The sequence below is a fragment of the Bacteriovorax sp. As-1 genome (assembly GCF_058446905.1).
The window spans coordinates 1418156-1441554 of sequence record NZ_CP184341.1; the positions used below are offsets into that span (position 1 = coordinate 1418156).

General features: G+C 39.1%; 38 protein-coding genes. 1 reads left to right on the forward strand and 37 read right to left on the reverse strand.

All coding sequences use genetic code 11. The annotated features are described in order from the left end of the window. Nucleotides 1-10 precede the first annotated feature (10 nt). Nucleotides 11-916: a hypothetical protein gene (locus ACN20O_RS07175; RefSeq protein WP_491638584.1), complete on the forward strand. Its 906-nt coding sequence runs from the start codon at nt 11-13 to the stop codon at nt 914-916. Here ACN20O_RS07175 and ACN20O_RS07180 read toward each other — a convergent pair. From ACN20O_RS07180 to rpsG, 37 genes are all read right to left on the reverse strand, one after another. Then, nucleotides 882-1757, reverse strand: coding sequence for a hypothetical protein (locus ACN20O_RS07180; protein WP_491638586.1), 876 nt, complete (start codon nt 1755-1757; stop codon nt 882-884). The two genes, ACN20O_RS07175 and ACN20O_RS07180, sit on opposite strands and share 35 nt — an antisense overlap. Further along, complete coding sequence (locus ACN20O_RS07185) at nt 1754-2524, reverse strand: substrate-binding domain-containing protein (protein WP_491638588.1); 771 nt, start codon at nt 2522-2524, stop codon at nt 1754-1756. Before ACN20O_RS07185 ends, ACN20O_RS07180 begins: the two co-directional genes overlap by 4 nt. After that, nucleotides 2512-3090 (reverse strand): hypothetical protein, encoded by a 579-nt coding sequence (locus ACN20O_RS07190; RefSeq protein ID WP_491638590.1) that lies wholly within the window; start codon nt 3088-3090, stop codon nt 2512-2514. Before ACN20O_RS07190 ends, ACN20O_RS07185 begins: the two co-directional genes overlap by 13 nt. Nucleotides 3091-3149: 59 nt before the next feature. Then, nucleotides 3150-4712, reverse strand: coding sequence for a sigma-54 interaction domain-containing protein (locus ACN20O_RS07195; protein ID WP_491638592.1), 1563 nt, complete (start codon nt 4710-4712; stop codon nt 3150-3152). 187 nt (nt 4713-4899) lie between these two features. Further along, nucleotides 4900-5496, reverse strand: a complete 597-nt coding sequence (locus ACN20O_RS07200) for a TlpA family protein disulfide reductase (RefSeq protein ID WP_491638594.1) — start codon at nt 5494-5496, stop codon at nt 4900-4902. Nucleotides 5497-5554: 58 nt separating this feature from the next. Next, a complete protein-coding gene (rplQ, locus tag ACN20O_RS07205) occupies nt 5555-5911 on the reverse strand; it encodes a 50S ribosomal protein L17 (RefSeq protein WP_102245252.1) in 357 nt (118 codons plus the stop codon). A 15-nt stretch (nt 5912-5926) separates the two neighbouring features. Next, nucleotides 5927-6955, reverse strand: a complete 1029-nt coding sequence (locus tag ACN20O_RS07210; RefSeq protein ID WP_102245253.1) for a DNA-directed RNA polymerase subunit alpha — start codon at nt 6953-6955, stop codon at nt 5927-5929. A 25-nt stretch (nt 6956-6980) separates the two neighbouring features. Then, on the reverse strand, nt 6981-7364 hold the full coding sequence (gene rpsK, locus ACN20O_RS07215) for a 30S ribosomal protein S11 (RefSeq protein ID WP_102245254.1): 384 nt from the start codon (nt 7362-7364) through the stop codon (nt 6981-6983). 13 nt (nt 7365-7377) lie between these two features. Beyond that, nucleotides 7378-7761, reverse strand: coding sequence for a 30S ribosomal protein S13 (rpsM, locus tag ACN20O_RS07220; RefSeq protein ID WP_491638597.1), 384 nt, complete (start codon nt 7759-7761; stop codon nt 7378-7380). A 13-nt stretch (nt 7762-7774) separates the two neighbouring features. Next, nucleotides 7775-7891: a 50S ribosomal protein L36 gene (gene rpmJ, locus ACN20O_RS07225; protein WP_102245256.1), complete on the reverse strand. Its 117-nt coding sequence runs from the start codon at nt 7889-7891 to the stop codon at nt 7775-7777. An 18-nt stretch (nt 7892-7909) separates the two neighbouring features. Next, complete coding sequence (infA, locus tag ACN20O_RS07230) at nt 7910-8128, reverse strand: translation initiation factor IF-1 (protein WP_102245257.1); 219 nt, start codon at nt 8126-8128, stop codon at nt 7910-7912. 74 nt (nt 8129-8202) lie between these two features. Beyond that, nucleotides 8203-8841, reverse strand: a complete 639-nt coding sequence (locus tag ACN20O_RS07235; protein ID WP_491638600.1) for an adenylate kinase family protein — start codon at nt 8839-8841, stop codon at nt 8203-8205. Nucleotides 8842-8843: 2 nt separating this feature from the next. Beyond that, a complete protein-coding gene (gene secY / locus ACN20O_RS07240) occupies nt 8844-10154 on the reverse strand; it encodes a preprotein translocase subunit SecY (RefSeq protein ID WP_102245259.1) in 1311 nt (436 codons plus the stop codon). 13 nt (nt 10155-10167) lie between these two features. After that, entirely contained in the window at nt 10168-10620 is a 453-nt protein-coding gene (rplO, locus tag ACN20O_RS07245; RefSeq protein WP_102245260.1) for a 50S ribosomal protein L15, read from the reverse strand. A 28-nt stretch (nt 10621-10648) separates the two neighbouring features. Next, nucleotides 10649-10837, reverse strand: coding sequence for a 50S ribosomal protein L30 (rpmD, locus tag ACN20O_RS07250; protein WP_102245261.1), 189 nt, complete (start codon nt 10835-10837; stop codon nt 10649-10651). A 12-nt stretch (nt 10838-10849) separates the two neighbouring features. After that, complete coding sequence (gene rpsE / locus ACN20O_RS07255; protein WP_491638603.1) at nt 10850-11452, reverse strand: 30S ribosomal protein S5; 603 nt, start codon at nt 11450-11452, stop codon at nt 10850-10852. A gap of 8 nt (nt 11453-11460) precedes the next feature. Next, nucleotides 11461-11835: a 50S ribosomal protein L18 gene (gene rplR / locus ACN20O_RS07260; RefSeq protein WP_491638605.1), complete on the reverse strand. Its 375-nt coding sequence runs from the start codon at nt 11833-11835 to the stop codon at nt 11461-11463. Nucleotides 11836-11859: 24 nt separating this feature from the next. Beyond that, nucleotides 11860-12402 (reverse strand): 50S ribosomal protein L6, encoded by a 543-nt coding sequence (rplF, locus tag ACN20O_RS07265; protein WP_491638607.1) that lies wholly within the window; start codon nt 12400-12402, stop codon nt 11860-11862. An 11-nt stretch (nt 12403-12413) separates the two neighbouring features. Then, entirely contained in the window at nt 12414-12797 is a 384-nt protein-coding gene (gene rpsH / locus ACN20O_RS07270; protein ID WP_491638609.1) for a 30S ribosomal protein S8, read from the reverse strand. Nucleotides 12798-12818: 21 nt separating this feature from the next. Then, on the reverse strand, nt 12819-13004 hold the full coding sequence (locus ACN20O_RS07275; protein ID WP_102245266.1) for a type Z 30S ribosomal protein S14: 186 nt from the start codon (nt 13002-13004) through the stop codon (nt 12819-12821). Between the two features lie 11 nt (nt 13005-13015). After that, nucleotides 13016-13555: a 50S ribosomal protein L5 gene (rplE, locus tag ACN20O_RS07280; protein WP_102245267.1), complete on the reverse strand. Its 540-nt coding sequence runs from the start codon at nt 13553-13555 to the stop codon at nt 13016-13018. Nucleotides 13556-13567: 12 nt separating this feature from the next. Then, nucleotides 13568-13879, reverse strand: coding sequence for a 50S ribosomal protein L24 (gene rplX, locus ACN20O_RS07285; RefSeq protein ID WP_102245268.1), 312 nt, complete (start codon nt 13877-13879; stop codon nt 13568-13570). A 28-nt stretch (nt 13880-13907) separates the two neighbouring features. Continuing rightward, a complete protein-coding gene (gene rplN / locus ACN20O_RS07290) occupies nt 13908-14276 on the reverse strand; it encodes a 50S ribosomal protein L14 (RefSeq protein WP_102245269.1) in 369 nt (122 codons plus the stop codon). 11 nt (nt 14277-14287) lie between these two features. Further along, nucleotides 14288-14539 carry a 30S ribosomal protein S17 gene (rpsQ, locus tag ACN20O_RS07295; RefSeq protein WP_102245270.1) on the reverse strand — a complete coding sequence of 84 codons (252 nt, stop codon included), beginning with the start codon at nt 14537-14539 and terminating at the stop codon, nt 14288-14290. Between the two features lie 8 nt (nt 14540-14547). After that, complete coding sequence (gene rpmC, locus ACN20O_RS07300; RefSeq protein ID WP_491638613.1) at nt 14548-14739, reverse strand: 50S ribosomal protein L29; 192 nt, start codon at nt 14737-14739, stop codon at nt 14548-14550. Nucleotides 14740-14795: 56 nt separating this feature from the next. Beyond that, a complete protein-coding gene (gene rplP / locus ACN20O_RS07305) occupies nt 14796-15230 on the reverse strand; it encodes a 50S ribosomal protein L16 (RefSeq protein WP_491638615.1) in 435 nt (144 codons plus the stop codon). 35 nt (nt 15231-15265) lie between these two features. Further along, nucleotides 15266-15892, reverse strand: a complete 627-nt coding sequence (gene rpsC / locus ACN20O_RS07310; RefSeq protein ID WP_102245273.1) for a 30S ribosomal protein S3 — start codon at nt 15890-15892, stop codon at nt 15266-15268. An 11-nt stretch (nt 15893-15903) separates the two neighbouring features. Next, a complete protein-coding gene (gene rplV / locus ACN20O_RS07315) occupies nt 15904-16239 on the reverse strand; it encodes a 50S ribosomal protein L22 (RefSeq protein ID WP_102245274.1) in 336 nt (111 codons plus the stop codon). A 22-nt stretch (nt 16240-16261) separates the two neighbouring features. Beyond that, complete coding sequence (gene rpsS, locus ACN20O_RS07320; RefSeq protein ID WP_102245275.1) at nt 16262-16546, reverse strand: 30S ribosomal protein S19; 285 nt, start codon at nt 16544-16546, stop codon at nt 16262-16264. A gap of 13 nt (nt 16547-16559) precedes the next feature. Further along, nucleotides 16560-17384, reverse strand: a complete 825-nt coding sequence (gene rplB, locus ACN20O_RS07325) for a 50S ribosomal protein L2 (RefSeq protein WP_102245276.1) — start codon at nt 17382-17384, stop codon at nt 16560-16562. Nucleotides 17385-17410: 26 nt separating this feature from the next. Further along, nucleotides 17411-17701 carry a 50S ribosomal protein L23 gene (rplW, locus tag ACN20O_RS07330; protein WP_102245277.1) on the reverse strand — a complete coding sequence of 97 codons (291 nt, stop codon included), beginning with the start codon at nt 17699-17701 and terminating at the stop codon, nt 17411-17413. 2 nt (nt 17702-17703) lie between these two features. Beyond that, nucleotides 17704-18321, reverse strand: coding sequence for a 50S ribosomal protein L4 (gene rplD / locus ACN20O_RS07335; protein ID WP_491638619.1), 618 nt, complete (start codon nt 18319-18321; stop codon nt 17704-17706). Nucleotides 18322-18338: 17 nt separating this feature from the next. Beyond that, entirely contained in the window at nt 18339-18992 is a 654-nt protein-coding gene (gene rplC, locus ACN20O_RS07340) for a 50S ribosomal protein L3 (protein ID WP_491638621.1), read from the reverse strand. 85 nt (nt 18993-19077) lie between these two features. Next, nucleotides 19078-19386, reverse strand: coding sequence for a 30S ribosomal protein S10 (gene rpsJ / locus ACN20O_RS07345; RefSeq protein ID WP_102245280.1), 309 nt, complete (start codon nt 19384-19386; stop codon nt 19078-19080). An 87-nt stretch (nt 19387-19473) separates the two neighbouring features. Continuing rightward, nucleotides 19474-20664 carry an elongation factor Tu gene (gene tuf, locus ACN20O_RS07350; protein ID WP_102245281.1) on the reverse strand — a complete coding sequence of 397 codons (1191 nt, stop codon included), beginning with the start codon at nt 20662-20664 and terminating at the stop codon, nt 19474-19476. 38 nt (nt 20665-20702) lie between these two features. Next, entirely contained in the window at nt 20703-22787 is a 2085-nt protein-coding gene (gene fusA, locus ACN20O_RS07355) for an elongation factor G (RefSeq protein ID WP_491638624.1), read from the reverse strand. A 64-nt stretch (nt 22788-22851) separates the two neighbouring features. Continuing rightward, nucleotides 22852-23322: a 30S ribosomal protein S7 gene (rpsG, locus tag ACN20O_RS07360; RefSeq protein WP_102245283.1), complete on the reverse strand. Its 471-nt coding sequence runs from the start codon at nt 23320-23322 to the stop codon at nt 22852-22854. Between the last annotated feature and the right edge of the window lie 77 nt (nt 23323-23399).

The following is a 23399-nucleotide window of genomic DNA, read 5'->3' on the forward strand; positions in this document are numbered from 1 at the left end:
TCATTTACATATGCGACAACTTTTTTATCCCACATTCGTACTTATTGGAATTTTGCTTGGATGGTCATTTCCATTTTATGCTTTGGCCTTTAGCAAGTGGGCCTTCGTTGTCTTATTCGTCCTATTATCTATTAATATGGTCTCTATTGATCTTAAAATTAAATCAATTTTTAATTATAATAGCACGGACTTTTATTTTATCTTCTTTTCTTATTTCTTCATTCCGGCCTTGGTTTTCACTTCAGCTCACTTTTTAAATGTCGCACACACATTGAAACTAGGATTTTTTATCACAGGCCTTGCTCCTCTCGCGATTATTACTCCGCAATTTTTGAATGAGCAGGATAAAAAGCAACTCGCTCTTAAGCACATCTTAAGCTCTACTTTTCTTTTCCCTCTTTATTTCTCAATAATGATCTATTGTTTTTTTAACCAAATGCTCAAAGTAGATATACTATCTATCATTCTGGACTCTTTACTGCTGACGATTCTTCCTATTCTTCTTGTTTTTTCTTTTAAAAAAATCTTCAAAAAATCATCTGATCAATTGATTAAAAAAGTGGGCCAAGCCCTGCCTTTAATCAATATGCTCTTAATCGGTATTTTAAGTTTTATTTTTGTTGGAAGTTCTTACTTGAAAAATGATTTGCACCACTTTATGGCACAAGACTGGATGGCCATTATTTGTTTTGCTGTCTTTCAAGATTTTGGTGTCTTTTTTCTGGCAAAGCTCTTTAATTTCCCAAAGGCCTATGCCGTTACTGTCTCGATGAAAAATGTCCCATTTGTTGGTATCTTTGCTTTGTTATTTTTCCCTCAGGCCCTCATTGCTATTATCTCAATACTTGTCGTACACATCTTTCTGATTTTCTTTCATTCGCTTAATCAAAAGACTCAATTGCCGTCGACAAATTAAAATCCTTACCTACCTTGAGTGCCTTTAGTATTTTAGGAGTTCCCGAAAAACTCCTTTCTTCAAAAACGACTTCTTCATTTTTTTTGTAAGCTCGTAAAAGCTTGTTGCCAAAATCAATCAAAATTTGCCCTTCTGTTGCCTCCAGGTCGCAAACCTCTTTCATCTTCACACCAGATTCAAAATCCCATTGTTCCATACAGAACTTAGCATCTGTCTTGTTTTTAGTAAGCATTACCAGGTCACCATTTTTTCTCAGGATTGCGTCCATGATGGTTATTTCTCTTGTAGCATTCATTACAAACTCAAAATGATCCAGACTAGGATTTATAAAAAAGAGAGACCCCATCCTCTTAGAAAAAATCATATAAAGATCATTTTTAGCCGCCATTTTTTCTGGCAGTAGAGCTTTTGTAATTTTTCTTGCACGGGTAAAACCAGGGAATGGATAGCATAGTTTCTGAGTGCTGGTGGACTCGCTAACATTGAGGCGCAATACTCTTTGCTGGTTAATCAATCCGATAACCTGTCCAAGTTGATCTAATCCACTCCACTTTCGAGTTCCCCCAATTACTTTTATGTAGTCTGCTGGGAATTTACAAAACATAGTATCTTCGACCTTCTGGTAGAAGGCGTAATATTCATTCTTTTTTTGTCCTTCTACAAAAAACTCATTTTGCACATCTTTGCCAAGATTGCTTTTTTGACGAAGTTCTTTTTCTTTGCATTTTTTCGTCTCCACAAGCGCGATTTCCTTCTCCGAGATCTCGATTTTCTGGCAATTACTTTCGAGCGAAACCGCCATAGCACTAGAGATTAAAAAATGAACTAAAAATGAAATCATTTGGAACCTTCAGATGCATAAAGCTTAGTCATTTGCTGAAAGTTCACTTCAAATTGCTCCCTGTCTTTCTTGTTCTTTAATAAAGATTCATTAAGTTCTTTAACAGCTCCAAAATCAAGCGGAGTGATATTTCTTGGCCGAATCCTATTTTTTTTTAGCGCATTTATAAAAGCAGGCTCACTCACAAACGTTTCAGACTTTGCCCCTAACACTAAAAAATAAAAACCCGCATTGAACTTAATAGAAAATAGCTTTTTGTATTGATTATATAATTCAGGATCAACAACAACTGCATCCACATTCTGGCCATTTAACACAAAACCAGAATTGATCAAGACTTCAAGATCCCGCGAATTTACGGCCATTTTACGGTATTGAATCTTTCCAAGATACTTTCTTAAAAAGTATTCATTCGTTGAGTTCGGAATGACCCCAATTGTTTTATTTTCTAGCTTTTCCTTATCAATCTTTCCTAATTTTGGAGAAAAGAGAATATAAGCATAAAAGTCATCAACAACTCGCTTAACTAGAATCTCACCATACCACATCGACTGAATGGTATTTTGTGGAGAAAGAATAGACATCGACAACTCTCCACCAATTGTTCGATTCATTGTTCTCAAACTAAATCTGTCGTATTCAAATTTAATTTTTATTTTATCTTCTTGATGATTCGTTAATTTTTTATAGGCCGGTGGAACGCCAACAGTAATTTCAACAGCTGACACTGAAAAAGAGAGAATTGAGAGGAGGATTACCTTAAGCATTTAACTTCGGCCCCCTCAAGGTCTTTTTTATTTTTTGCGAAATACTTTACATCAAACAATTGCGCCTGTTTCTCACATAAAACGACAAAATATTTTGAAAAGTAGGTCACACTTTCACCATCGCATTTCCCATAGGCAAAATTGCGGGTGGCCTTTGTATCAAAAACAACACTGAGAGTTCCTTCTTTCGAAATGACTTTCTTCTTTAAAGCTTCTTTCTCAAAGCATTCCGTATTAACTGTAATCGCCCCCTGGTAAGGCGAAGATCTTTGTTCGAACAATAGTGAGAATTGGAGAATCTTTCGCTGAAAACTATTCTTCATCTCTTTGGCATTTTTCTTTTTTAAATCCTCATATGTGACCTTTATAATTTGACCATCACCTGACTCCAATACGTATGAACCAGCTGGATCAAAAGGGCCCTCTTTAACTCTTTTAAAGCTCTTTAAATCTTTGGAATGATCTAATTGGATTGATTGGTAAGCGATTGAGGAAAAGGCAATAGCAGGAGATAAAACTAAAAAAGCAGTTAGTATGAAGTTTTTAATTTTAAGGGCTATAGTCATTTATCAAATGATATAGCAGGCTCAAAATAACTTCAACTAACTGCTCTCGTAAGATTTAATTAAGCAGCTTTAGCGCGTTTATCAAGTCCGTATTTTTCAACTTTCATAATCAAACTCGCTCTCGAAATATCTAATTCCTTAGCAAGTTTAGACTTATTGAAATTGCAGCGCTTCAATCCTTCACGGATCATCATGATTTCCAATTGCTCAAGGGCATCTCTCAGAGTTCCCTCTGTGTTAACGCCTTTGAAAGCTGGTTCTGCTGATGCTCCCCAATCAATAATACGTGGAGATAAGTTCTCCGGCCCAATCATTTTCTCGTCACCAGCAAGGACCACAAGTCTTTCAACTTCGTTTTCTAGCTCACGAACATTACCTGGCCATGGGTAATCAAGCATTTTTTCCATACACTTTTTAGCGAAAGTCTTAAGCGCTTTACCTGCTTCATCACATCTCTTCTTCAGGAAGTAATCCATTAAAACAGGGATATCGTCATGGCGCTCACGTAAAGGAGGAAGAGCAACGTTGATAACGTTAATTCTGTAATATAAGTCCTCTCTGAACTCACCCTTTGCCATCATTTCTTTAAGATTCTTGTTTGTCGCCGCTACGATTCTCACATCAACTTTCTTAGGAGCTGTAGCACCTACTGGAAGGTACGTCCCTTCTTGTAGTACGCGCAGAAGCTTTACCTGCATTGACAGAGTCGTATCCCCAATTTCATCCAGGAATAGTGTTCCACCGTTCGCCGTTTCAAATAGACCTTTTTTATCTTTCACCGCTCCAGTAAACGATCCTTTCACGTGTCCGAATAATTCCGAATCAAGTAGGTTGTCGTTAAAAGCTGAACAGTTAACCGCTAAGAACATCTTATCTTTTCTTGGCGAGTAGAAGTGAATCGCTTTTGCTACAAGTTCCTTACCTGTCCCGTTTTCCCCGTTGATAAGAACCGAAGACTCAGAGTTCGAAATCTTCTCAAGTAGAGAGTAGATCGCCTGCATCTTTTTAGATTTACCAATCATTGCGTGGTAACGGTATTTTTCACCCACTTCAGAAGATAGCGCCTGGATATGATCTTCGCGCTTCGTGATCTCGTCATGGAAAGAAACCATTTCTTCCGCCACTAATGATGTAAGCTCTTTTACGTATTCAAGTTCACGCGGCCACATCTTCTTAATCTTCTCACACGCAACAGCGGCGTCAGTTGGCGTTGTTCCACATTCAATCATTTGAGCTTTTAGCATTTCAACATCAGCACTTGTTGCAGTATCAAGTACGAATGGATAAACGAAAACCGCTCCGGCAAATTCCCCGTCAACTTTAACCGGGAACGCTACACCTTTTACGTGTTTAAAAAATGATTCATAAACCACCACTTCATTAGTAGAGGCCATCTTTTCAACCATCTTCTCAATGTCTTCTGCTAAGAAGTCATGTCCGTATGCTGATTGCATCTGCACTTTCATAAAGTGAGATTTAAATGAATAAGACTTACTTGCATGATCAGACCAAAGTTTTCCGTGAGCATCTGTATAGAACATCTCAACATCAAACCATTTACCTAGAATCCCTTCTAGTTTAGAGATAACGTGAAGTTTCCCCATATCTTGCCAATTAATCATACAACTCTCCTGCTTGAGTCTATGCCATTAGTAGTAAAGGCATCTAAGTTGTAAAACTTTTCGGCAGTTTCCAGGAAATCTTAAAAGAATTGATAAAATTTTTAACAGGCAAGGAAGGTCCAATCTCTTAAAAAGAGACAAAAAACCATTTCACTCATATATTAATGATTAAAAAAGCTACGAAAGCCTAGTGAGTCTCTACCGCTTTCTGTTCAAGATTTTCACCACTTAACCAGAAATTCAGACGAGTCACATATGAGTCCGCCATCCAGTCCTGTGGGCCAATAAACTTATTGATGTGTTTCCCCGTGCTCGAGAACAAAAATGTCTCTGGCACTTTTAATGTACCTAATTGGTCCATTACTCTGTTTTCAACATCAATAGCGAATGTAACGTTTTTTGGAATGTTCGGGAAACGAGTCAGAAACTTCTTAATCTTCATCTCTTCATCATTAACGGCCACCAAAAGGAACTTCACCCCAAGAGGCTCAACCTTAGTTGCGTAAGAAAGAAACTCCGGCATCTCCTTTTCACAAGGCGCACACCATGTTCCCCAGATATGCACAAATGCCCCCTTAGAAGTGCTTGCAAAGTCTTTAGACTTAATCGTTGCACCAGTTGCAATGTCATTAACCTGGAAGTCTGGAAGCTCTTTTAAAACAGGAGCATCGATCGCACCATCATTCTTTCCATAGAATTTCTTTCTTTCATACTGAGCATAAAGGAAAGTTAAACCAAGAAGGGCCACGATAAGGAGAATTTTTTGAAAAAAATTTAGTTTCATAAGAAATTGGGCAAAAAAAAGCCTCCGTTTCCGGAGGCTTTAATATTTAATCTTAGGACTATTCTACTAAAGCGAAGTAGCTCATTTTAGCGCTATCGCCAACACGGCCTTCAGCGATTTTGATTACTCTAGTGTATCCACCATTTCTAGTCTTGAACTTCGGAGCAACGTTTGTGAAAAGTTCTTTTACAGCGTTGTCGTTGTTAAGTTTTGAGTAAGCTAATCTTCTGTTGTGTACAGTATCTTCCTTTGCAAGAGTGATTAGTTTTTCAACGTATCCTCTTAGGGCCATACAACGAGCGTGAGTAGTTTTAATTTTTCCGTGCTCAATTACTTCAATCGCCAGGTTTCTGATGATTGCTTGTCTGTGAGCTGGCTTTACGCCTAAAGTATATTTGTGATTCCCGTGTCTCATAATTCCACCTAATAATTAGTTTTTACCTACAGTTTTTCCATCTTGCATATCTTTCATTAAGCTATCAACTTTCATTCCTAGACCAAGACCCATGCTCGTTAGAATTTCTTTGATTTCATTCAAAGACTTTCTTCCGAAGTTCTTAGTTCTTAGCATTTCACCTTCAGTCTTCGAAACTAGTTCGTAGATATACTTAATGTTAGCATTCTGTAAACAGTTAGCTGAACGAACTGAAAGTTCAAGCTCAGAAACTGGCTTAAGAAGCGCATTGTTTGTAGGTGATGAAACTGCGATTGGCTTAGAATCGTGTTTTACAACTTGCTCTTCATCTTCGAAAGTTAAGAATACCGCTAATTGGTCTCTTAAAATCTTAGCTGCGTAAGCAATAGAATCAGCTGGAACAATTCCAGAGTTCGTCCACACTTCAAGCGTAAGTTTATCGAAGTCAGTTCTCTTACCAACACGAGTGTTTGTAACAGAATAGTTTACACGGTAAACAGGCGAGAAAAGTGTATCAAGGTAGATCCATCCAACTGGAAGATCGTACTCATCTTTGTTGTCTACAGCTGTAACGTAACCTTTCCCTCTAGCAACTTTAAGTTCGATTTTTAGAGATCCACCAGAAGAAATGTTAGCGATAACGTGATTTGGGTTAAGAATTTCAACGTTAGCGTTTGTTACGATATCAGAAGCTCTAACTGGACCTTCCCCTGATTTCTCAAGAACAAGTACAGTGTCTTCTTTTCCAGAAATTTTGAAACGCACTTCTTTTAAGTTAAGAATGATTTCTGAAACTTCTTCTTTTACGTTATTGATTGTACCGAATTCGTGTTCTACACCTTCGATTCTGATAGCAACAATACCTGCCCCCTGAAGAGAGTTTAGAAGAACTCTTCTTAGTGAATTCCCAAGTGTTTGTCCGTATCCTCTTTCAAGTGGCTTTGCTACGAATTTTCCGTAATCGCTTCTTAGGCTTTCGCTTTCAGCTTCTAAAGCTACTGGTCTAATCATGCTATTCCAGTTTTTAGCTGTAAAATTATCCATCTTAAAGACTCCTTAAATAGTTTAATTAGACTCTTCTTCTCTTAGGTGCTCTACATCCGTTGTGAGGAATTGGAGAACGATCTGAAACAGATACGATTCTGATTCCCGCTCCTAAAAGTGCTCTGATTGCGTTTTCGCGACCAGCTCCTGGACCTTTTACTCTTACTTCAACTGAGTTTAATCCGTGTTCAACAGCTCTTTTTGCAGCTTCTAGAGAAGCAGTCTGAGCAGCGAATGGAGTAGACTTTTTTGAACCTCTGAATCCTAATTGACCAGCAGATGCCCATGCAAGTGCGTTCCCTTGAGGATCAGTGAAAGTTACAATTGTATTATTGAAAGACGCCTGGATATGACAAATACCGTGCGAGACGTTCTTTTTTACTTTTTTCTTAACAACTTTTTTTACCATAAAATTACCTTAATTATTTAAGTGATTTAATTGATTTCTTACCAGCGATAGCAACCGCAGGACCTTTTCTCGTTCTTGCGTTTGTATGCGTTCTTTGTCCTCTTACTGGAAGTGATTTTCTATGACGAACACCTCTGTAACAAGCCATATCTTTTAGTCTTTTGATGTTAAGACCGATCTCGCGACGAAGATCCCCTTCAACCACGTGACCTTCTTCAAGGTGCTTTCTGATTAGCTGAACTTCTTCTTCAGTGATATCGTTTGAGCTTTTTTCTGGATCAATAGCAGATGCCTTTAATACGTCCATTGCTACTTTTGGTCCAACTCCATAAAGAGATTGAAGTGCAATTCTCATTGCTTTATTTCTTGGAATGTCTACCCCTAAAATACGTGCCATATGTTTCCCCTAATTACCCTTGTCTCTGTTTATGTTTTGGAGAAGCTTTACAAACAACTCTTAAAACACCTTTTCTTTTAATAACTTTGCAATCTTTACAGATTACTTTTACTGAAGCTCTAACTTTCATAAATCCCCACTACAACTACTACTTACTTCTGTAAGTGATTCTACCTTTAGTTAAATCGTATTTACTAATCTCAACAAGAACCTTATCTCCAGGAAGAATTTTGATAAAGTGCATGCGCATCTTTCCGCTAATATGGGCAATGATAATGTGCCCATTCGGTAATTTCACACGAAATTTTGTGTTAGGAAGAAGTTCAGTAACTTCGCCTTCCACTTCAATAATATCTTTATCGCTCATATTCCCCTAAAGCAGGTTGTATATCCTAAAACAATCTCATTATGCAAGAGCTATATTTAGGTCAATTTAATTTGTTAACCAATAACTTTTTCTAGTGCCGAGAAAACATCTTTTTCTTGTTTTGAAGCATCAAGCTCGACCAAAAAGCCCTTCGATTTATAGAAGGCAAGCATCGGGTCTACAGTGTCCTTGAAAATCTGCAGGCGGTTAGAGACAACCTCTTCAGTGTCATCTTTGCGCTGAGTTAGACTTCCAATGGCACCACACTTGTCACATGTATCAGCAACACGAGGAGGCTTAGTAGCCATGTTGTAGATTTCTCCACACTTGCTACAAGTTCTTCTGTTCACTACACGTGATACGAGAATGCTCAAATCAATCTTAAAATAAACTGCAAGGGTCTTTTTCCCTTGAAGCAGTTCAGCCTCAAGCATTTCCGCCTGGGCAATGTTACGTGGGAACCCATCAAAAATATAACTAACTTTGTCTACGTCGCAGTTAGCTTTTAGGAGGGCCATAACAGTTCTATCGTCTACCAGGTCGCCTCTTGAGATAATTCCTGCGACTTTCTGGCCTAAATCCGTACCTTTTGCAATTTCAGCCCTTAGAAGATCACCTGTTGAAATATGCTTGTAGCCTTTTTCAACTAATTTCGCTGCCTGAGTTCCCTTTCCAGAGCCAGGAGCCCCTAAGATGATCAAATGAGGTTTCATTATTAAAATCTTCTATTTGGACCGTTGTACTTCCCTCTACTCTTGAAGGCGGTCTCATATTTATCAGAATACATAAATGTCTGAACGTTTAACATTACTCTCATAGCTACAGATACCATGATCAGAAGCGAAGTTCCTTCGAAGCGTGAGTGGCTTCCAGTGATAACAGAAGGAAGAATGCACACAACGATCAGGAAAAGAGCACCGAAGAAAGTCACTCTATTAAGAACGAAATCCAGGTATTCCTTAGTTTTGTCCCCTGGTCTAATCCCAGGAACGAAAGCATTGTTCTTTTGCAGCATTTCAGAAACTTTTTTAGTTTTGAACTGAATTGGAGCATAGAAGAATGACATGTAGAAGATTAACAGTGCGAACACTAGGTTAAACAGAAGTTGACCCGGCATTAACGACTGGTGAATCGTATCAACGTATGGCTTCAGCGGGCTCGTAGCTGGAACAAAGTTCGCTAGAGTTGCCGGAGCAGCTAAAAGTGAAGAAGCTAGGATTGGAGGCATTACCCCACCAGTGTCTAGTCTTAGTGGAAGGTTTTGAGCTCCACCGTACACTTTGTTATTTACTACTTTTTTAGCATATTGAACTGGGATATTTCTAAACGCACTTTCAATATAAGAAACAATGTAAAGAGATAGGGCGATAATTGCTACCCCGATAGCTAGATTCCACCCAGAAAGCTCTCCATTTCTAAACAGAGTTACCTTTTGGAAGAATTCAGCTGGAAGTTCAACTGCGATCCCTGTGAAAATGATAAGCGAAACACCGTTTTCAAGGCCGAATTCAGTGATTCTTTCCCCTAGCCATAGAAGGAACATTGTCCCACCAGCCAGAGTAATCATAGTTGTAAGCCTGAAAAGCATTCCTGGTTCATTGATAAGTGGAACACCTGTCGGGCTTCTGAAGCCTTCGAACACAGCGGCCATACCATAACCTTGAATACAGCACAGAAGAACCGAGGCGTAACGAGTCCATTTCTGGATCTTCTTGTTACCTTCGCTGTCTTCTTGCATCTCTTGAATTTGAGGTACAACCTCTCCCAATAGAGAGAAGATGATTGATGTAGTGATGTAAGGCATGATCCCAAGTGCAAGCACTGAGAATCTCTTAAAAGCACCACCAGAGAACGTGTTAACTAGGTCGAAAATCCCGCCGCCACCTTCAGAGAAGTACGATGCTAGAGCCGAAGCATTAACACCTGCAACAGGTACTTGAGCTGCTAGTCTGTAAACTAGCAGCAGAAGAAATGTATAAAATATGCGTTTCTTAAGTTCCTCTATTTTTCCCTGAGATGTCGACATTAGTTATCCTTAACTACTTAACAGTTCCAGAACTGTTTTGGATTGATTCAAGTGCTTTCTTTGAAAACTTAGTAATTTCCTCAAAGTTTAGCGCTTTAGTCAATGCAATATTGCCGATAACCTTAATTTTTAGAGATTTATTTGCTCCAGACAGAAGTCCTTTAGCAATTAGAGTCTCTCTGTTTACAGTTTCAGACTTAGCGTATTTCGCTTCAATGTTCTCAAGCGTTACAACTGCGAATGGATCCGCGAATCTAACGTTGTTGAATCCACGCTTTGGTAGTCTCATGTATAGAGGAAGGTTGTTACCTTCGAAACCAGTTCTAACGTGTCCAGATTTTCTAGCTTTTTGTCCTTTGTGACCTTTACCAGCCTGAGTACCTTGACCAGAACCTTGTCCACGACCAATTCTTTTTGTGTTTCTATTAGCACCTTTTGGGCTTTGTAGATTATTTAAAGTTAACATAACAATTCCTCTATAATTCGATCTTTTCTTATTCTACTACTTTTAGCATGTGGATAATTTTCTTGATCATCCCTCTTACGCTTGGAGTATTTTCAAGCTCAGAAACCTGACCAACTTTTCTTAGTCCAAGGCCGCGAACGTTCGCTTGAACACCTTTAGTTGTCCCAGGAAGTCCTTTTACAAGTTTTACTTTAATTGTTGATGATGTTTTAGCCATAAAATTTCCTAATTAGTTTTTAGCTCTAAGACCTTTAACGTCTTTATCTCTAGCTTTTGCAATTGATTCAACTGATCTAAGACCTTTAAGGGCCTTGAAAGTTGCCTTAACTACGTTATGTGGGTTATTTCCACGTAGAGACTTAGTTAAAATGTTATGCACCCCTGCAAGTTCAAGAATTGAACGACAAGCACCTGCCGCCTTTACCCCGGTACCGTTTGCAGCTGGCTTGAATAGGATCTTTCCTGCATCGAACTCACCTAGGATTTCGTGTGGAATAGTTCCGTTATCAAGAGGAACAGTAATCATGTTCTTATAAGCTTCTTGAGTTGCTTTTCTGATAGCTTCAGGAACTTCTTTTGCTTTTCCTAAACCGTATCCAACTTTACCTTTTTTATCACCAACGATCATTAGAGCTGAGAAAGAGAATCTTCTACCACCCTTAACAACCTTAGCAACGCGATTTACAGCAACAACTCTTTCTTCAAGTTCTGTTCCTGCTGGACCAGGGGCTTTTTTCTTAGGAGCACCAGCGCCATCGCCTTTTTTACCGCGTGGACCTTTTTTTCCACCTTCAGTTTCTAATTCTTCAATTACAGAAATTTCTTCAGACATATTATCTCCTAAACCTGGATTCCGCTTTCTCTAATAGACTGTACAAGTGCTGCAATTACGCCTGTATATCTGTAACCAGCTCTATCGAATACAGCTGTGCTCAGCTTCTTTGACTTCATTGTTTCAGCAACTTTAGCACCAACCTTTTTTGCACCTTCGATGTTGCAGCTATCAGCTGCAGCAGCTTTACCAAAAGTACTTACTGTGAAAAGGCTGATTGATTTTGAATCGTCAATAACCTGAACAGTAATGTGCTTGTTTGATTTAGTTGCACAAATACGAGGTCTTTCAGAAGTACCGATAACTTTCGCTCTGATCGTTAAACGTCTCTTCTGTCTTTGTTGGTCTTTTTTTGTTCCTGCTTTACCGTACTGCTTTCTCATATATGATCCCAATTAAGTAATTAATTATTTACCTTTACCACCAGCTTTACCAGCTTTTCTAATAATAGTTTCAGTAGTGTATCTAACACCTTTCCCTTTATATGGCTCTGGCTCTCTGAAAGATCTAACTTTAGCAGCAACTTGTCCAACAAGTTCCTTATTTGATCCTTCGATATCGATTTGGTTTTTGTTAACCTTTGCAGTGATTCCAGCTGGAAGCGGGAAATCGATTGCATGAGAGTAACCTAAGCTTAGGTTAAGAACGTTACCAGTTACGGCCGCTTTATAACCTACCCCTGTGAACTCTAGAGACTTTACGAAACCTGCTGACACACCAGTTACCATATTGTTAACTAGAGTACGAGCTGTTCCCCACTGAGCTCTTGCTACAGTAGATTCGTCTTTAGGCTTTACTACGATTGTTTTTCCTTCAACTGTAGCAATTACGTTGCTGTTTAATTTATGAGTTAAAGTACCTTTTACACCTTTTACAGTTACAAGGTCACCTTTGATAGTAACTTCAACTTTCTCAGGAATATTTACTGGATGTTTACCAATACGTGACATGACTTAAACTCCTACCAAACGTTGCAGAGAATTTCTCCGCCCACTTTATTTTTCTTAGCTTCGCGAGATGACATAACACCTTTTGAAGTAGAAACGATTGAAACACCTAGACCACTCATTACGCGAGTGAAAGAGTCATAGCTGTTATATCTTCTTAGACCTGGCCTAGAAACTCTTTGTAGACCAACAATTGCACCTTCTTTAAGAGCAACTTTAATTTTGATATCATTTGGTGCCTTAGCAACGATTTTAAAAGACTTGATGTATCCTTCGTCTTTTAGAACTTTACAGATAGCAGCTTTAATTTTGCTAGCTGGAAATTCTACTTTCTCGTGGCCAGCGCTGTTACCATTTCTGATTACTGTAAGCATGTTTGAAATTGGATCTGTTTGCATATATTCCTCTATATCCTCTAATTACCAGCTAGACTTAGTTACGCCAGGAACCATCCCTTTAAGAGATAAGTTTCTGAAACACACTCTGCATAGTTTAAACATTCTAATGAAAGCTCTTGGTCTTCCACAGTGTTCGCATCTATTTCTGTGTCTTACTTGGAACTTAGGTTTTTTATCGTTTGCAATAATTTTAGCTAATCTAGCCATTTATAACTCCATTATTTTCTAAAAGGCATACCAATCAATGTTAAAAGCTCTCTTCCTTCTTCGTTAGTCTTTGCAGAAGTAACGATTGAAATCCCTAAGCCTCTGATTTTATCAATTTTATCGTAGTTGATTTCTGGGAAGATAATTTGCTCTTTTAGTCCAAGAGTGTAGTTCCCTTTTCCATCAAATCCTTTATTTGACACACCTCTAAAGTCTCTTACACGTGGTAGAGAGATTGAGATTAATCTATCAAGGAATTCATACATTTTTTCACCACGAAGAGTAACTGAAGCACCTAGTGGCATCCCTTCTCTTACTTTGAATGAAGCGATTGAAGTTTTAGCTCTTGCGATAACTGGTTTTTGACCTGTGATTGCTCCAAGGTCAGCAACGATTGTATCAACTACTTTAGAGTTTGATACTGCGTCTTTAGTTACACAGTTAACTACGATTTTTTCAATCTTTGGAATCATGTGTACGTTAGAGTAGTTAAATTTCTTAACTAGTGATGGTACAACTTCTTTTTTATATACGTCTTTTAGTCTACTCATAAATTTTCCCTATTAAATTACAGCGCCACAAGCCTTAGAAACTCTAGATTTTTTGTTATCCTTACCAACAACAAACTTTACTTTAGTTGGTTTCTTTGTTTTTGGGCTGATCAAAGAAACGTTACTTGCATGAAGAGGAAGATTCTTCATAGCAAATCCGCCTTCAGGGTTTTGTTGACTTGGCTTCATCGATCTCTTTACTTCGTTCACGCCTTCAACAATAACTTTGTTAGTTTTTCTGTTAACAGAAAGAACTTTTCCAGTCTTACCAGCGCTCTTACCAGTTGTTACGATTACTTCGTCATTTACTTTTAATTTTTTCATAAACTTCTCTTATTACCTTATTAACTAATTAAAGAACTTCTGGAGCTAGTGAACAGATCTTTGTGAAGTTCTTAGCTCTTAGCTCTCTAGCTACTGGCCCAAAAATACGAGTTCCAACAGGCTCATTAGCGTTATTGATGATTACAACTGAGTTAGTATCGAATTGGATGTATGATCCATCTTCTCTTCTAACAGGGTAAACAGTTCTTACGATTACTGCTTTTTTTACGTCACCCTTTTTGATCTTCCCGCCAGTAACAGCTTGTTGAACTGCAACTACGACAACATCACCTAGTCCGGCAGATACTCTTTTAGAACCGCCAAGAACTTTAAAACATGTAACAATTTTTGCCCCAGAGTTATCAGCAACATCTAGGTTTGTTTGCATTTGGATCATATACTTATCCCTTAGTTAACTTTAAATAATTCCCATTTCTTTAATTTAGAATATGGACGTGATTCAATAATAGTAACAGTGTCACCAACGTTCGCTTTATTAGCTTCGTCATGAGCATGATACTTCTTGCTTGAGCTTACGAATTTTGAGTAAACATTGTCTTTGAATCTTCTTGTAACTTTAACAACGATAGTTTTATCGTTTTTGCTGCTTACAACAGTTCCATCAAGTGTCTTTTTGAATTTTTTTACTTCTGTAGTCATTGTCAATCCTATTTGCTTAACTGCTTGCTAAATGTCAAAAGTCTTGCAACGTCCTTCTTAATTTGTTGCTTTCTGTGTGGCTTTTCAGCTCCTGACACAGATGCTTGAATTTTAAGAGTTAGAAGCTCTTTTTTAAGTTCAAAAAGTTTCTTTTGAACGTCTTTTGCGCTTAGTTTTTTTACGTCATCAAGTGTGATCATATTTTGTATCCAAAAATTAATTTAATCGGCTTGCGCCTTATTGCATCTTTTTCTTATTAAGACAAGGCTTCTTTCGCAGCCACTACTTCTTTTTTAACAACTTTTGTTTTAATTGGTAGTTTATACATAGCTAGTCTTAGTGCTGCTAAGCTAGTTTCTGCATCTAAGCCACCAACTTCAAAAAGGATTCTTCCTGGTCTGATAACTGCTACCCAAGTTTCTGGAGAACCTTTACCCCCACCCATACGTACTTCCGCAGGCTTTCTTGTTAAAGACTTATCTGGGAATACCTTGATCCACATATTTCCACCGCGCTTCATTTTTCTTGAGATCGCGATACGAGCTGCTTCAATTTGTCTGTTTGTAATATATCCACAACCAGTTGCTTGAAGACCGTACTCACCGAAAACCAGTGTGTTACCACGGTTTGCAGCTCCGGCCATTCTACCTTTCTGTTGTTTTCTAAATCTAACTCTTTTAGGACTTAACATGAGAAACCTCTACCTTATTTAAAAATCTATAAATCCTATTTATAGATCTCGCCCTTATAAACCCAAACTTTTACACCAATGATTCCATAAGTTGTACTAGCTTCAGCTGTGTTGTAATCAATATCTGCTCTTAAAGTATGAAGAGGAACTTTTCTTTCAGCGTACCCTTCAGTTCTTGCCATTTCAGCACCGCCAAGACGGCCAGCAGTTCTTACTTTGATCCCTTTAACACCTGCTCTAAAAGCAGATTGCATCACTTTTTTCATTGCTCTTCTGAAAGCAACGCGCTTTTCAAGCTGTTGAGCGATGTTTTCAGCGATAAGTTTCGCGTCTGCATCTGGTCTCTTAACTTCAGCGATGTTGAAAATTAAAGTTCCAGTAGTCATCTTCTTAAGATCGTTTCTGATCTTTTCGATTCCTGTACCTTTCTTACCAATAGCAATTCCTGGCTTAGCAGTATTTACTGTTACTTTTACTTGGTCAGATGTTCTAGAGATATCGATGCTTGCTACAGCAGCAGCTTTCATAGTTTTTTCGATATAAGCTCTCATCTTGATATCTTCATGAAGAAGCTCAGCATATCTATCTTTTGCATACCAGCTTGAGTGCCAACCTTTGATATACCCTAGTCTAAAACCGTAAGGATGTACTTTTTGTCCCATTTATTTCCTACCTATGCTTCTTTTAAAACCACAGTTACGTGGCTTGATCTTTTTCTGATTTTGTAAGCGCGACCTTGTGCTCTTGGCATAATTCTCTTCTGCATAGCACCTTCGTCAGCGAAGATAGTCCCTACAACAAGATTATCAAGATCGTATTTATTTGCTTCGTTAGCAATCGCTAGACCACTGTTGATTAACTTAGTAAGAGCGATAGCGATTTCTTTCTTCTCACAAAATCTTAAGATTTTGATTGCATCTGAAGCTTTCTTGTTTCTTACTAGGTCGCAAACCTGTCTAACTTTTCTTGGTGCGATTCCTACGTTACTTAACTTTACTTTAATGGCCATAAGCCCCTCTCTCTAATTAATTTTATTTCTTAACTACTTTTTTATCAGCGCCGTGACCATGGAAAGTTCTAGTAATAGAAAATTCTCCAAGCTTATGGCCAATCATATTATCTGTTACGTAAACAGGAATAAATTTCTTCCCGTTGTGTACAGCAAATGTGATCCCGATAAATTCAGGCAATACTGTTGAACGACGTGACCATGTCTTAATAACCTTACTTGCTTTGTTAGCATCGTTAGCGATAGCGATAACTTTTTTAAGCAAATGTGTATCAACGAAAGGTCCCTTCTTTAGTGAACGAGCCATATATTCTCCCTAATTACTTTCTTCTCTTAACGATAAATTTATCAGTTCTCTTATTCTTACGAGTCTTGTATCCACGAGTAGGTAATCCCCATGGAGTCACTGGGTGACGTCCACCAGATGTTCTACCTTCTCCCCCTCCCAATGGGTGATCAACAGGGTTCATAGAAACACCACGTACAGTTGGTCTGATACCAAGTTTTCTTGTGATACCAGCTTTACCGCGGTTAACTTTTTCATGGTCAAGGTTACCAACTTGTCCGATTGTAGCGCGACAGTTAGCTTTTACTTTTCTTAACTCGCCAGATGGCATTCTTAAAAGAACTGAATCTTCCTCTTTCGCCATAACTTGAACGTAAGAACCAGCTGAACGTGCAATTTGTCCACCTGCTCCTGGACTTAGCTCAACGTTGTGAACTAGAGTACCGATTGGCATTTCGCTTAGAAGCTTAGCATTTCCAACCTTGATGTCGGCGCCAGAAGAAGACACAACAGTGTCACCAACGTTTAATCCAAGTGGTGCAAGGATAAAGGTTGTAGCTCCATCAGCATAAACGATTAAAGCGATGTTACATGTACGGTTTGGATCGTACGCGATAGCTTTAACAGTTGCAGGAACATCGATTTTATTTCTTTTGAAATCAATGATTCTGTATTTTTGTTTTACACCGCCACCATGGTGTCGAGTTGTAATACGACCGGCATTATTTCTACCAGCTTTTGATTTTTTTGGAGCAAGAAGGTTATTTGGAACAACAACGTCTTTTGTAAGATCCTTGCTGTTCATTACTTGCTTTTTTCTAAGTGTCGGCGTGACCGGCTTAAATTTTGTAATTCCCATAAATATTCCTTAACAATCCTTTAAAATTAGATTCCTTTAAAAAACTCAATCTTCTGACCTTCTGCTAATTGCACAAGGGCTTTCTTGTAAGAAGATGTCTTCTTATAAGCTTTTGCAGTTCTTTTTGTTTTGCCTGGGATAACAGCAGTTCTGATTGCCACTACCTTTACATCATAAAAAGCTTCTACAGCATTCTTGATTTGGTTTTTATTAGCTTTAAGGTTTACAACGAATCCGTAGCGGTTATTTGCTTCAGAATCAGCTGAAATCTTTTCTGTGATAAGAGGTTTTACGATTACGTCATTAATTGCAGCCATGATTACACCAACTTGTTAGCTAGCTTTTCGAAAGCTTGCTTTTCAATAATTAAATTTTCATATTTAACTGCTTCGTAAACGCTTAGGTTGTCTACACCAAGGCCTTTAGCAGTTCTAATGTTATTTGTAGCTCTGATTGCCAGACTGTTTGAATCTGTAGTTACCACTAAAGCGTTTAGTAGGTTTTTAGATTCAAGAAGCTTAGCCATCTCTTTCGTCTTACCTGTTGAAGTAAGAGCGTCTACGATGATTAGCTTTCCAGCCAATTGCTTATCTACGATTACCGATCTTAGAGCGCCAATCATAACTTTTTTATTTACTTTTTGCTCATATGATCTTGGCACTGGACCAAAGACAGTCCCCCCACCAGGCATTAGAGGCGAACGAGTAGACCCTTGACGAGCGTTACCTGTACCTTTTTGCTTGAATGGCTTCTTACCACCACCAGATACTTCAGACTTTACCTTTGTCTTAGCTGTACCTTGTCTTCTACCTGCTAGGATAGCTTTAACAACTTGGTGAACAACTGGAACATTGATAGCATCTGGAGTGAACTCAAGGTTAACCTTGATTTTTTCTTTGCTTTCAAATTTATTGTTTAATACGTTTAATTCTGTCATTTTAGACCTCTACCTAATTACGCTTTTTTAAGAGCTTTAGAGATTTTAATAAATCCTTCTTTACCACCTGGAACTGAACCCTTTAGCAGTAAGTAACCTTTTGCTGGATTTACTTCGACAACTACAATGTTTTGTACTGTCTTTGTATCTGTCCCCATGTGTCCTGGCATTTTTTTACCGCGGAATACACGTCCTGGAGTCGCTCTGTTACCGATAGATCCCACTCTTCTGTGGAAGTGAGAACCGTGAGATGCAGGTCCACCACGGAAGTTATAACGTTTCATAACTCCGGCAAAACCTTTACCTTTAGATTCACCTGTAACGTCTACATATGATCCAGCTGCGAAAGCAGTTGTTTCGATTTCTTTACCAAGGTTAGCTGCATCTACTGCATCTGTCTTAATTTCAGAAAAACGTGTAACGTTTTGAGAAACACCAGCTTTCGCCAGGATTCCTTTATTTGGCTTGTTAAGAAGTGCTTCACGTTTTTCACCGTAACCAATTTGGTAAGCAGTGTAACCGTCTTTATCAGCAGTTTTAACTTGTGTGATTAGGTTAGGGATAAGTTTGATAACTGTAACTGGAATGTGGTTCCCATTTTCATCGAAAACTCTAGTCATTCCTGCTTTAACGCCATAAAAAGCGTCTAAAGCGATCTTTGCGTCAGACATTTTTTCCTCCACAGCATCACCCTAGTCTAAGGGATGCGTTCATGGTTTTTATTAATTGTTAGTTCAAAAAAGTTTTATTGTTTTACTAGTACTTGATCTCTACGTCAACCCCAGAAGACAGGTCCAACTTCATTAGTTGGTCGATTGTCTGTTGAGTTGGTTCAATGATGTCCACTAGACGCTTATGAGTTCTCATTTCGAACTGCTCGCGCGACTTTTTGTCGATGTGAGGTGAACGAAGAACAGTAAACTTGTTGATTTCAGTTGGTAGAGGGATTGGTCCCGCTACTCTTGCACCGGTTTCTTTAGCAGTTTGAACGATTTCGTTAACCGAAGTGTCTAACAGCTTGTGATCATAGGCGCGTAGCTTAATTCTTAGTCTAGTTGCTTTCATAATATCCGTGGGTCCTTTTTTTGTTTTTGACTTTTTATTTTTTATACGGCCCTTTGTCAAGGGGCCGCAAATGTTTTTCTTAAAAAATTAATCGTTGATTTCAGCAACAGTTCCGGCACCAATCGTACGTCCACCTTCACGGATCGCGAAACGAAGTGACTTTTCCATAGCGATCTTAGAAATAAGCTCTACTTTGAAAGTTGTGTTGTCACCTGGCATTACCATTTCTACACCTGGGTTCAGTTCAATTGACCCAGTTACGTCTGTTGTTCTGAAGTAGAACTGTGGACGGTATCCTTTGAAGATTGGAGTGTGACGTCCACCTTCTTCTTTTGTAAGAATATAAACTTCTCCTACGAACTTAGCGTGTGGAGTTACTGATCCTGGCTTAACAAGACACTGTCCGCGCTCGATATCTTCACGTTTTGTACCACGAAGAAGTAGACCTGCGTTGTCCCCTGCTTGACCTTGGTCTAGAAGCTTACGGAACATTTCGATACCTGTTACAGTCGTTTTTTGAAGATCACGGATACCAACGATTTCGATCTCGTCGTTAACTTTAATGATCCCTCTTTCAATACGTCCAGTTACTACCGTTCCACGTCCAGAGATTGAGAAAACGTCCTCTACTGGCATTAGGAATGGCTTATCAACATCACGTTGAGGAGCTGGAATGTATGAATCTACTGCGTTCATTAGTTCGATGATCTTATTTTCACCGATTTCTGGGTTACGTCCTTCTACTGCTGCTAGAGCTGATCCAGCTACGAAAGGAATCGCGTCCCCTGGGAAGTTATAAGAAGAAAGTAGCTCTCTCATTTCCATCTCTACAAGTTGTAGAAGTTCTGGATCGTCTACCATGTCTACTTTGTTAAGGAATACTACTAGGGCCGGTACACCTACCTGACGAGCAAGAAGGATGTGCTCTCTCGTTTGTGGCATTGGTCCGTCCGCTGCTGAACAAACAAGGATACCACCGTCCATCTGAGCTGCACCTGTAATCATGTTCTTTACATAGTCAGCGTGACCTGGACAGTCTACGTGAGCGTAGTGACGAGTTGCTGTTTCGTATTCTACGTGAGCAGTGTTAATTGTAATACCACGTGCTTTTTCTTCTGGTGCTGAATCGATATCTGCGTATGACTTAGCTGCTCCACCGTGGTGTTTTGCCATTGTCATTGTAATTGCTGCTGTTAGTGTCGTCTTACCATGGTCTACGTGACCAATAGTTCCGATGTTAACGTGAGGTTTGTTACGGTCAAATTTTTCCTTAGCCATTTTAATGCTCCTGTATGTTCTAAAGACGAAAACTAAAATTAAATATAGATACCTTTTTTCTCAAGTGTCGCTTTTGCTAAATCAAAAGGCATTTCCACGTAGCTTTTGAACTTCATCGTGAAGCTAGCGCGTCCTTGGGATTTTGAGCGAAGATCAGTACTATAACCGAATAATTCCGCCAATGGAACTTCTGCAGAAATTAAATCTTTATTCTGCTTGATTCCCATTGTTAAAATCTTGCCTCTTTTCGAGTTAATGTCCGAGATAACATCTCCGGTATAGTCTTGCGGAGTCACTACTTCCAGCTCCATAACTGGCTCAAGAAGGACAACTCCTGCTTTTTTACAAGCATCTCTGAAGGCGCTAGAAGCAGCAATTGCGTAAGCTACTTCTGTCGATTCATTTTCGTTGAACTCAACAGCCGTAAGCGTCGCTTTAATATTTAGGAAAGGGTAACCGGCCATTGCCCCACCAGGAGCCGTGTCCATAACCGCTTTCTTAATAGAGTCGATAAAGTTTTGACCAATCTGCTTATTAGTTACAGAAGACTCAAAAAGTACTCCGGCCTGGTAATCAACTGGCTCGACTTTTAAAGTCACAGAACCAAATTGCATCTTGCCGCCAAGTTCACGGTTATATGTATGAGATTCAGAAGCTGTTCCTGAAATACTCTCACGGTAAGAAACCTGTGGTTTACCTACACGGATCCCAACATTGAATTCGCGTTGAAGCCTGTCGGCGATAATCTCAAGGTGCAACTCTCCCATTCCCAGGATCAGAAGCTGACCAGTTTCCTGGTTGTTACTGAACGTGAAAGATGGGTCTTCATTTTTTAATTGTTCTAATGTTGAAAGAAGCTTCTTTTCATCTGCTGCTGTCTTTGGCTCGATAGCAACAGAGATAACCGTTTCAGGGAACTCCATTAGATCATAAATGATTGGCTTATTTTCCGTACAAAGAGTTTCACCTGTTGTTGTATCTTTGAAACCTGCGACGGCAACAATATCTCCGGCAAAAGCCTCTTGAAGCTCTGTACGCTTATCGGCGTGCATTTGGAAAATCTTATTAATTCTCTCTCGTTTCTTTTTAAGCGAGTTGTAAACAGTTTGTCCTGATTCTAGTTTTCCAGAATAAATGCGAACGTAAGTTACACTTCCAACGAATGGATCAGTTGCGATCTTAAAAGCGATCCCGCTGAACATCTCTTCGATTTCTGGTTTTCTCACTTCAACTTTATCCGGATCTTTCAGGCTGTGCCCTTTAAGCTCTCCTCTATCTGTAGGAGACGGAAGGTAATCTAGAACTGCATCCAGCAGCGGCTGAATGCCTTTATTCTTAAAAGCTGATCCACAAAGAACAGGAATGAAATTGTGAGAGATAGTTGCTTTTCTTAAAGCAGCTTTGATTTGAGCAACACTTGGTACCTCTCCCATAAGAATAAGGTCTGTTAATTCCTCATCGTATTCAGAAAGGTTATCTAGAAGCTCATCTCTGTATAATTGGCATTCATCAACAATATCTGCTGGAATGTCTTTGATTTCAATTTTTGAACCTAAGTTTTCAGCTGGGAAATAAACAGCCTTCATTTCAAGAAGGTCGACAATTCCTGCGAAATTTTCTTCAGAGCCAATTGGCCACTGAATAGCTGCGGCTTTTTTATCAAGTTTCTCTCTGATTTCCGAAATACAATTTTCATAATTCGCACCCATGCGGTCCATCTTGTTGACGAATGCTAAGCGAGGAACTTTGTATTTATCGGCCTGTGCCCAAACCGTTTCCGACTGGGGCTCAACACCAGAGACGGCGTCGAAAACACCGATCGCTCCATCAAGAACGCGAAGAGATCTCTCTACTTCAATCGTAAAGTCTACGTGTCCCGGAGTATCGATAATGTTGATTGTTTGTTTGTTCCAGCTACAAGTCGTAGCGGCAGATGTGATCGTGATCCCTCTTTCCTGCTCCTGAATCATCCAGTCCATCGTTGCAGTTCCATCGTGAACTTCACCGATCTTATGGCTCTTTCCAGTGTAGTAAAGAATCCTTTCTGTAGTCGTAGTTTTACCGGCATCAATGTGGGCCATGATTCCGATGTTACGAATTTTATCAATCTGTTTAGAACTCATAGTCTTTAAAAATAAAAAAAGCTCCCCTTTCGGGGAGCTCCTGATTTATGCAAAAATTAAATTACTACCATTTAAGGTGAGCGAAAGCCTTGTTAGCTTCTGCCATTTTGTAAACGTCTTCACGCTTCTTAACAGATCCACCACGGTTTTGAGAAGCATCGATGATTTCATCAGCAAGCTTCTGAACCATAGTCTTACCACTTCTAGCTGAAGAATATTCTTTTAACCAACGAAGTGCTAGTGATTGACGACGAGCTGGACGAACTTCAACTGGGATTTGGTAAGTAGCACCACCGATACGGCGAGACTTTACTTCTACAGCTGGCTTAATGTTCGATAGAGCTTTTTTGAAAACTTTTAGAGGCTCTTCGCCTGTTTTTTCTTGAACTACTTCAAGAGCTCCGTAGAAGATTTTTTCTGCTACAGATTTTTTACCACCAATCATAAGTGTGTTCATGAACTTTGTGATAACGATGTCTTGGTAAACTGGATCAGGAAGTACTTCTCTGACGTCCGCTTTTCTTTTTCTACTCATTTGATACTCCTCTTCACTTCTTTCTTTCGAAAAAAATTACTCTCCCCAGCCCGAGTAAACAGAAAGGGGAGTGTGTT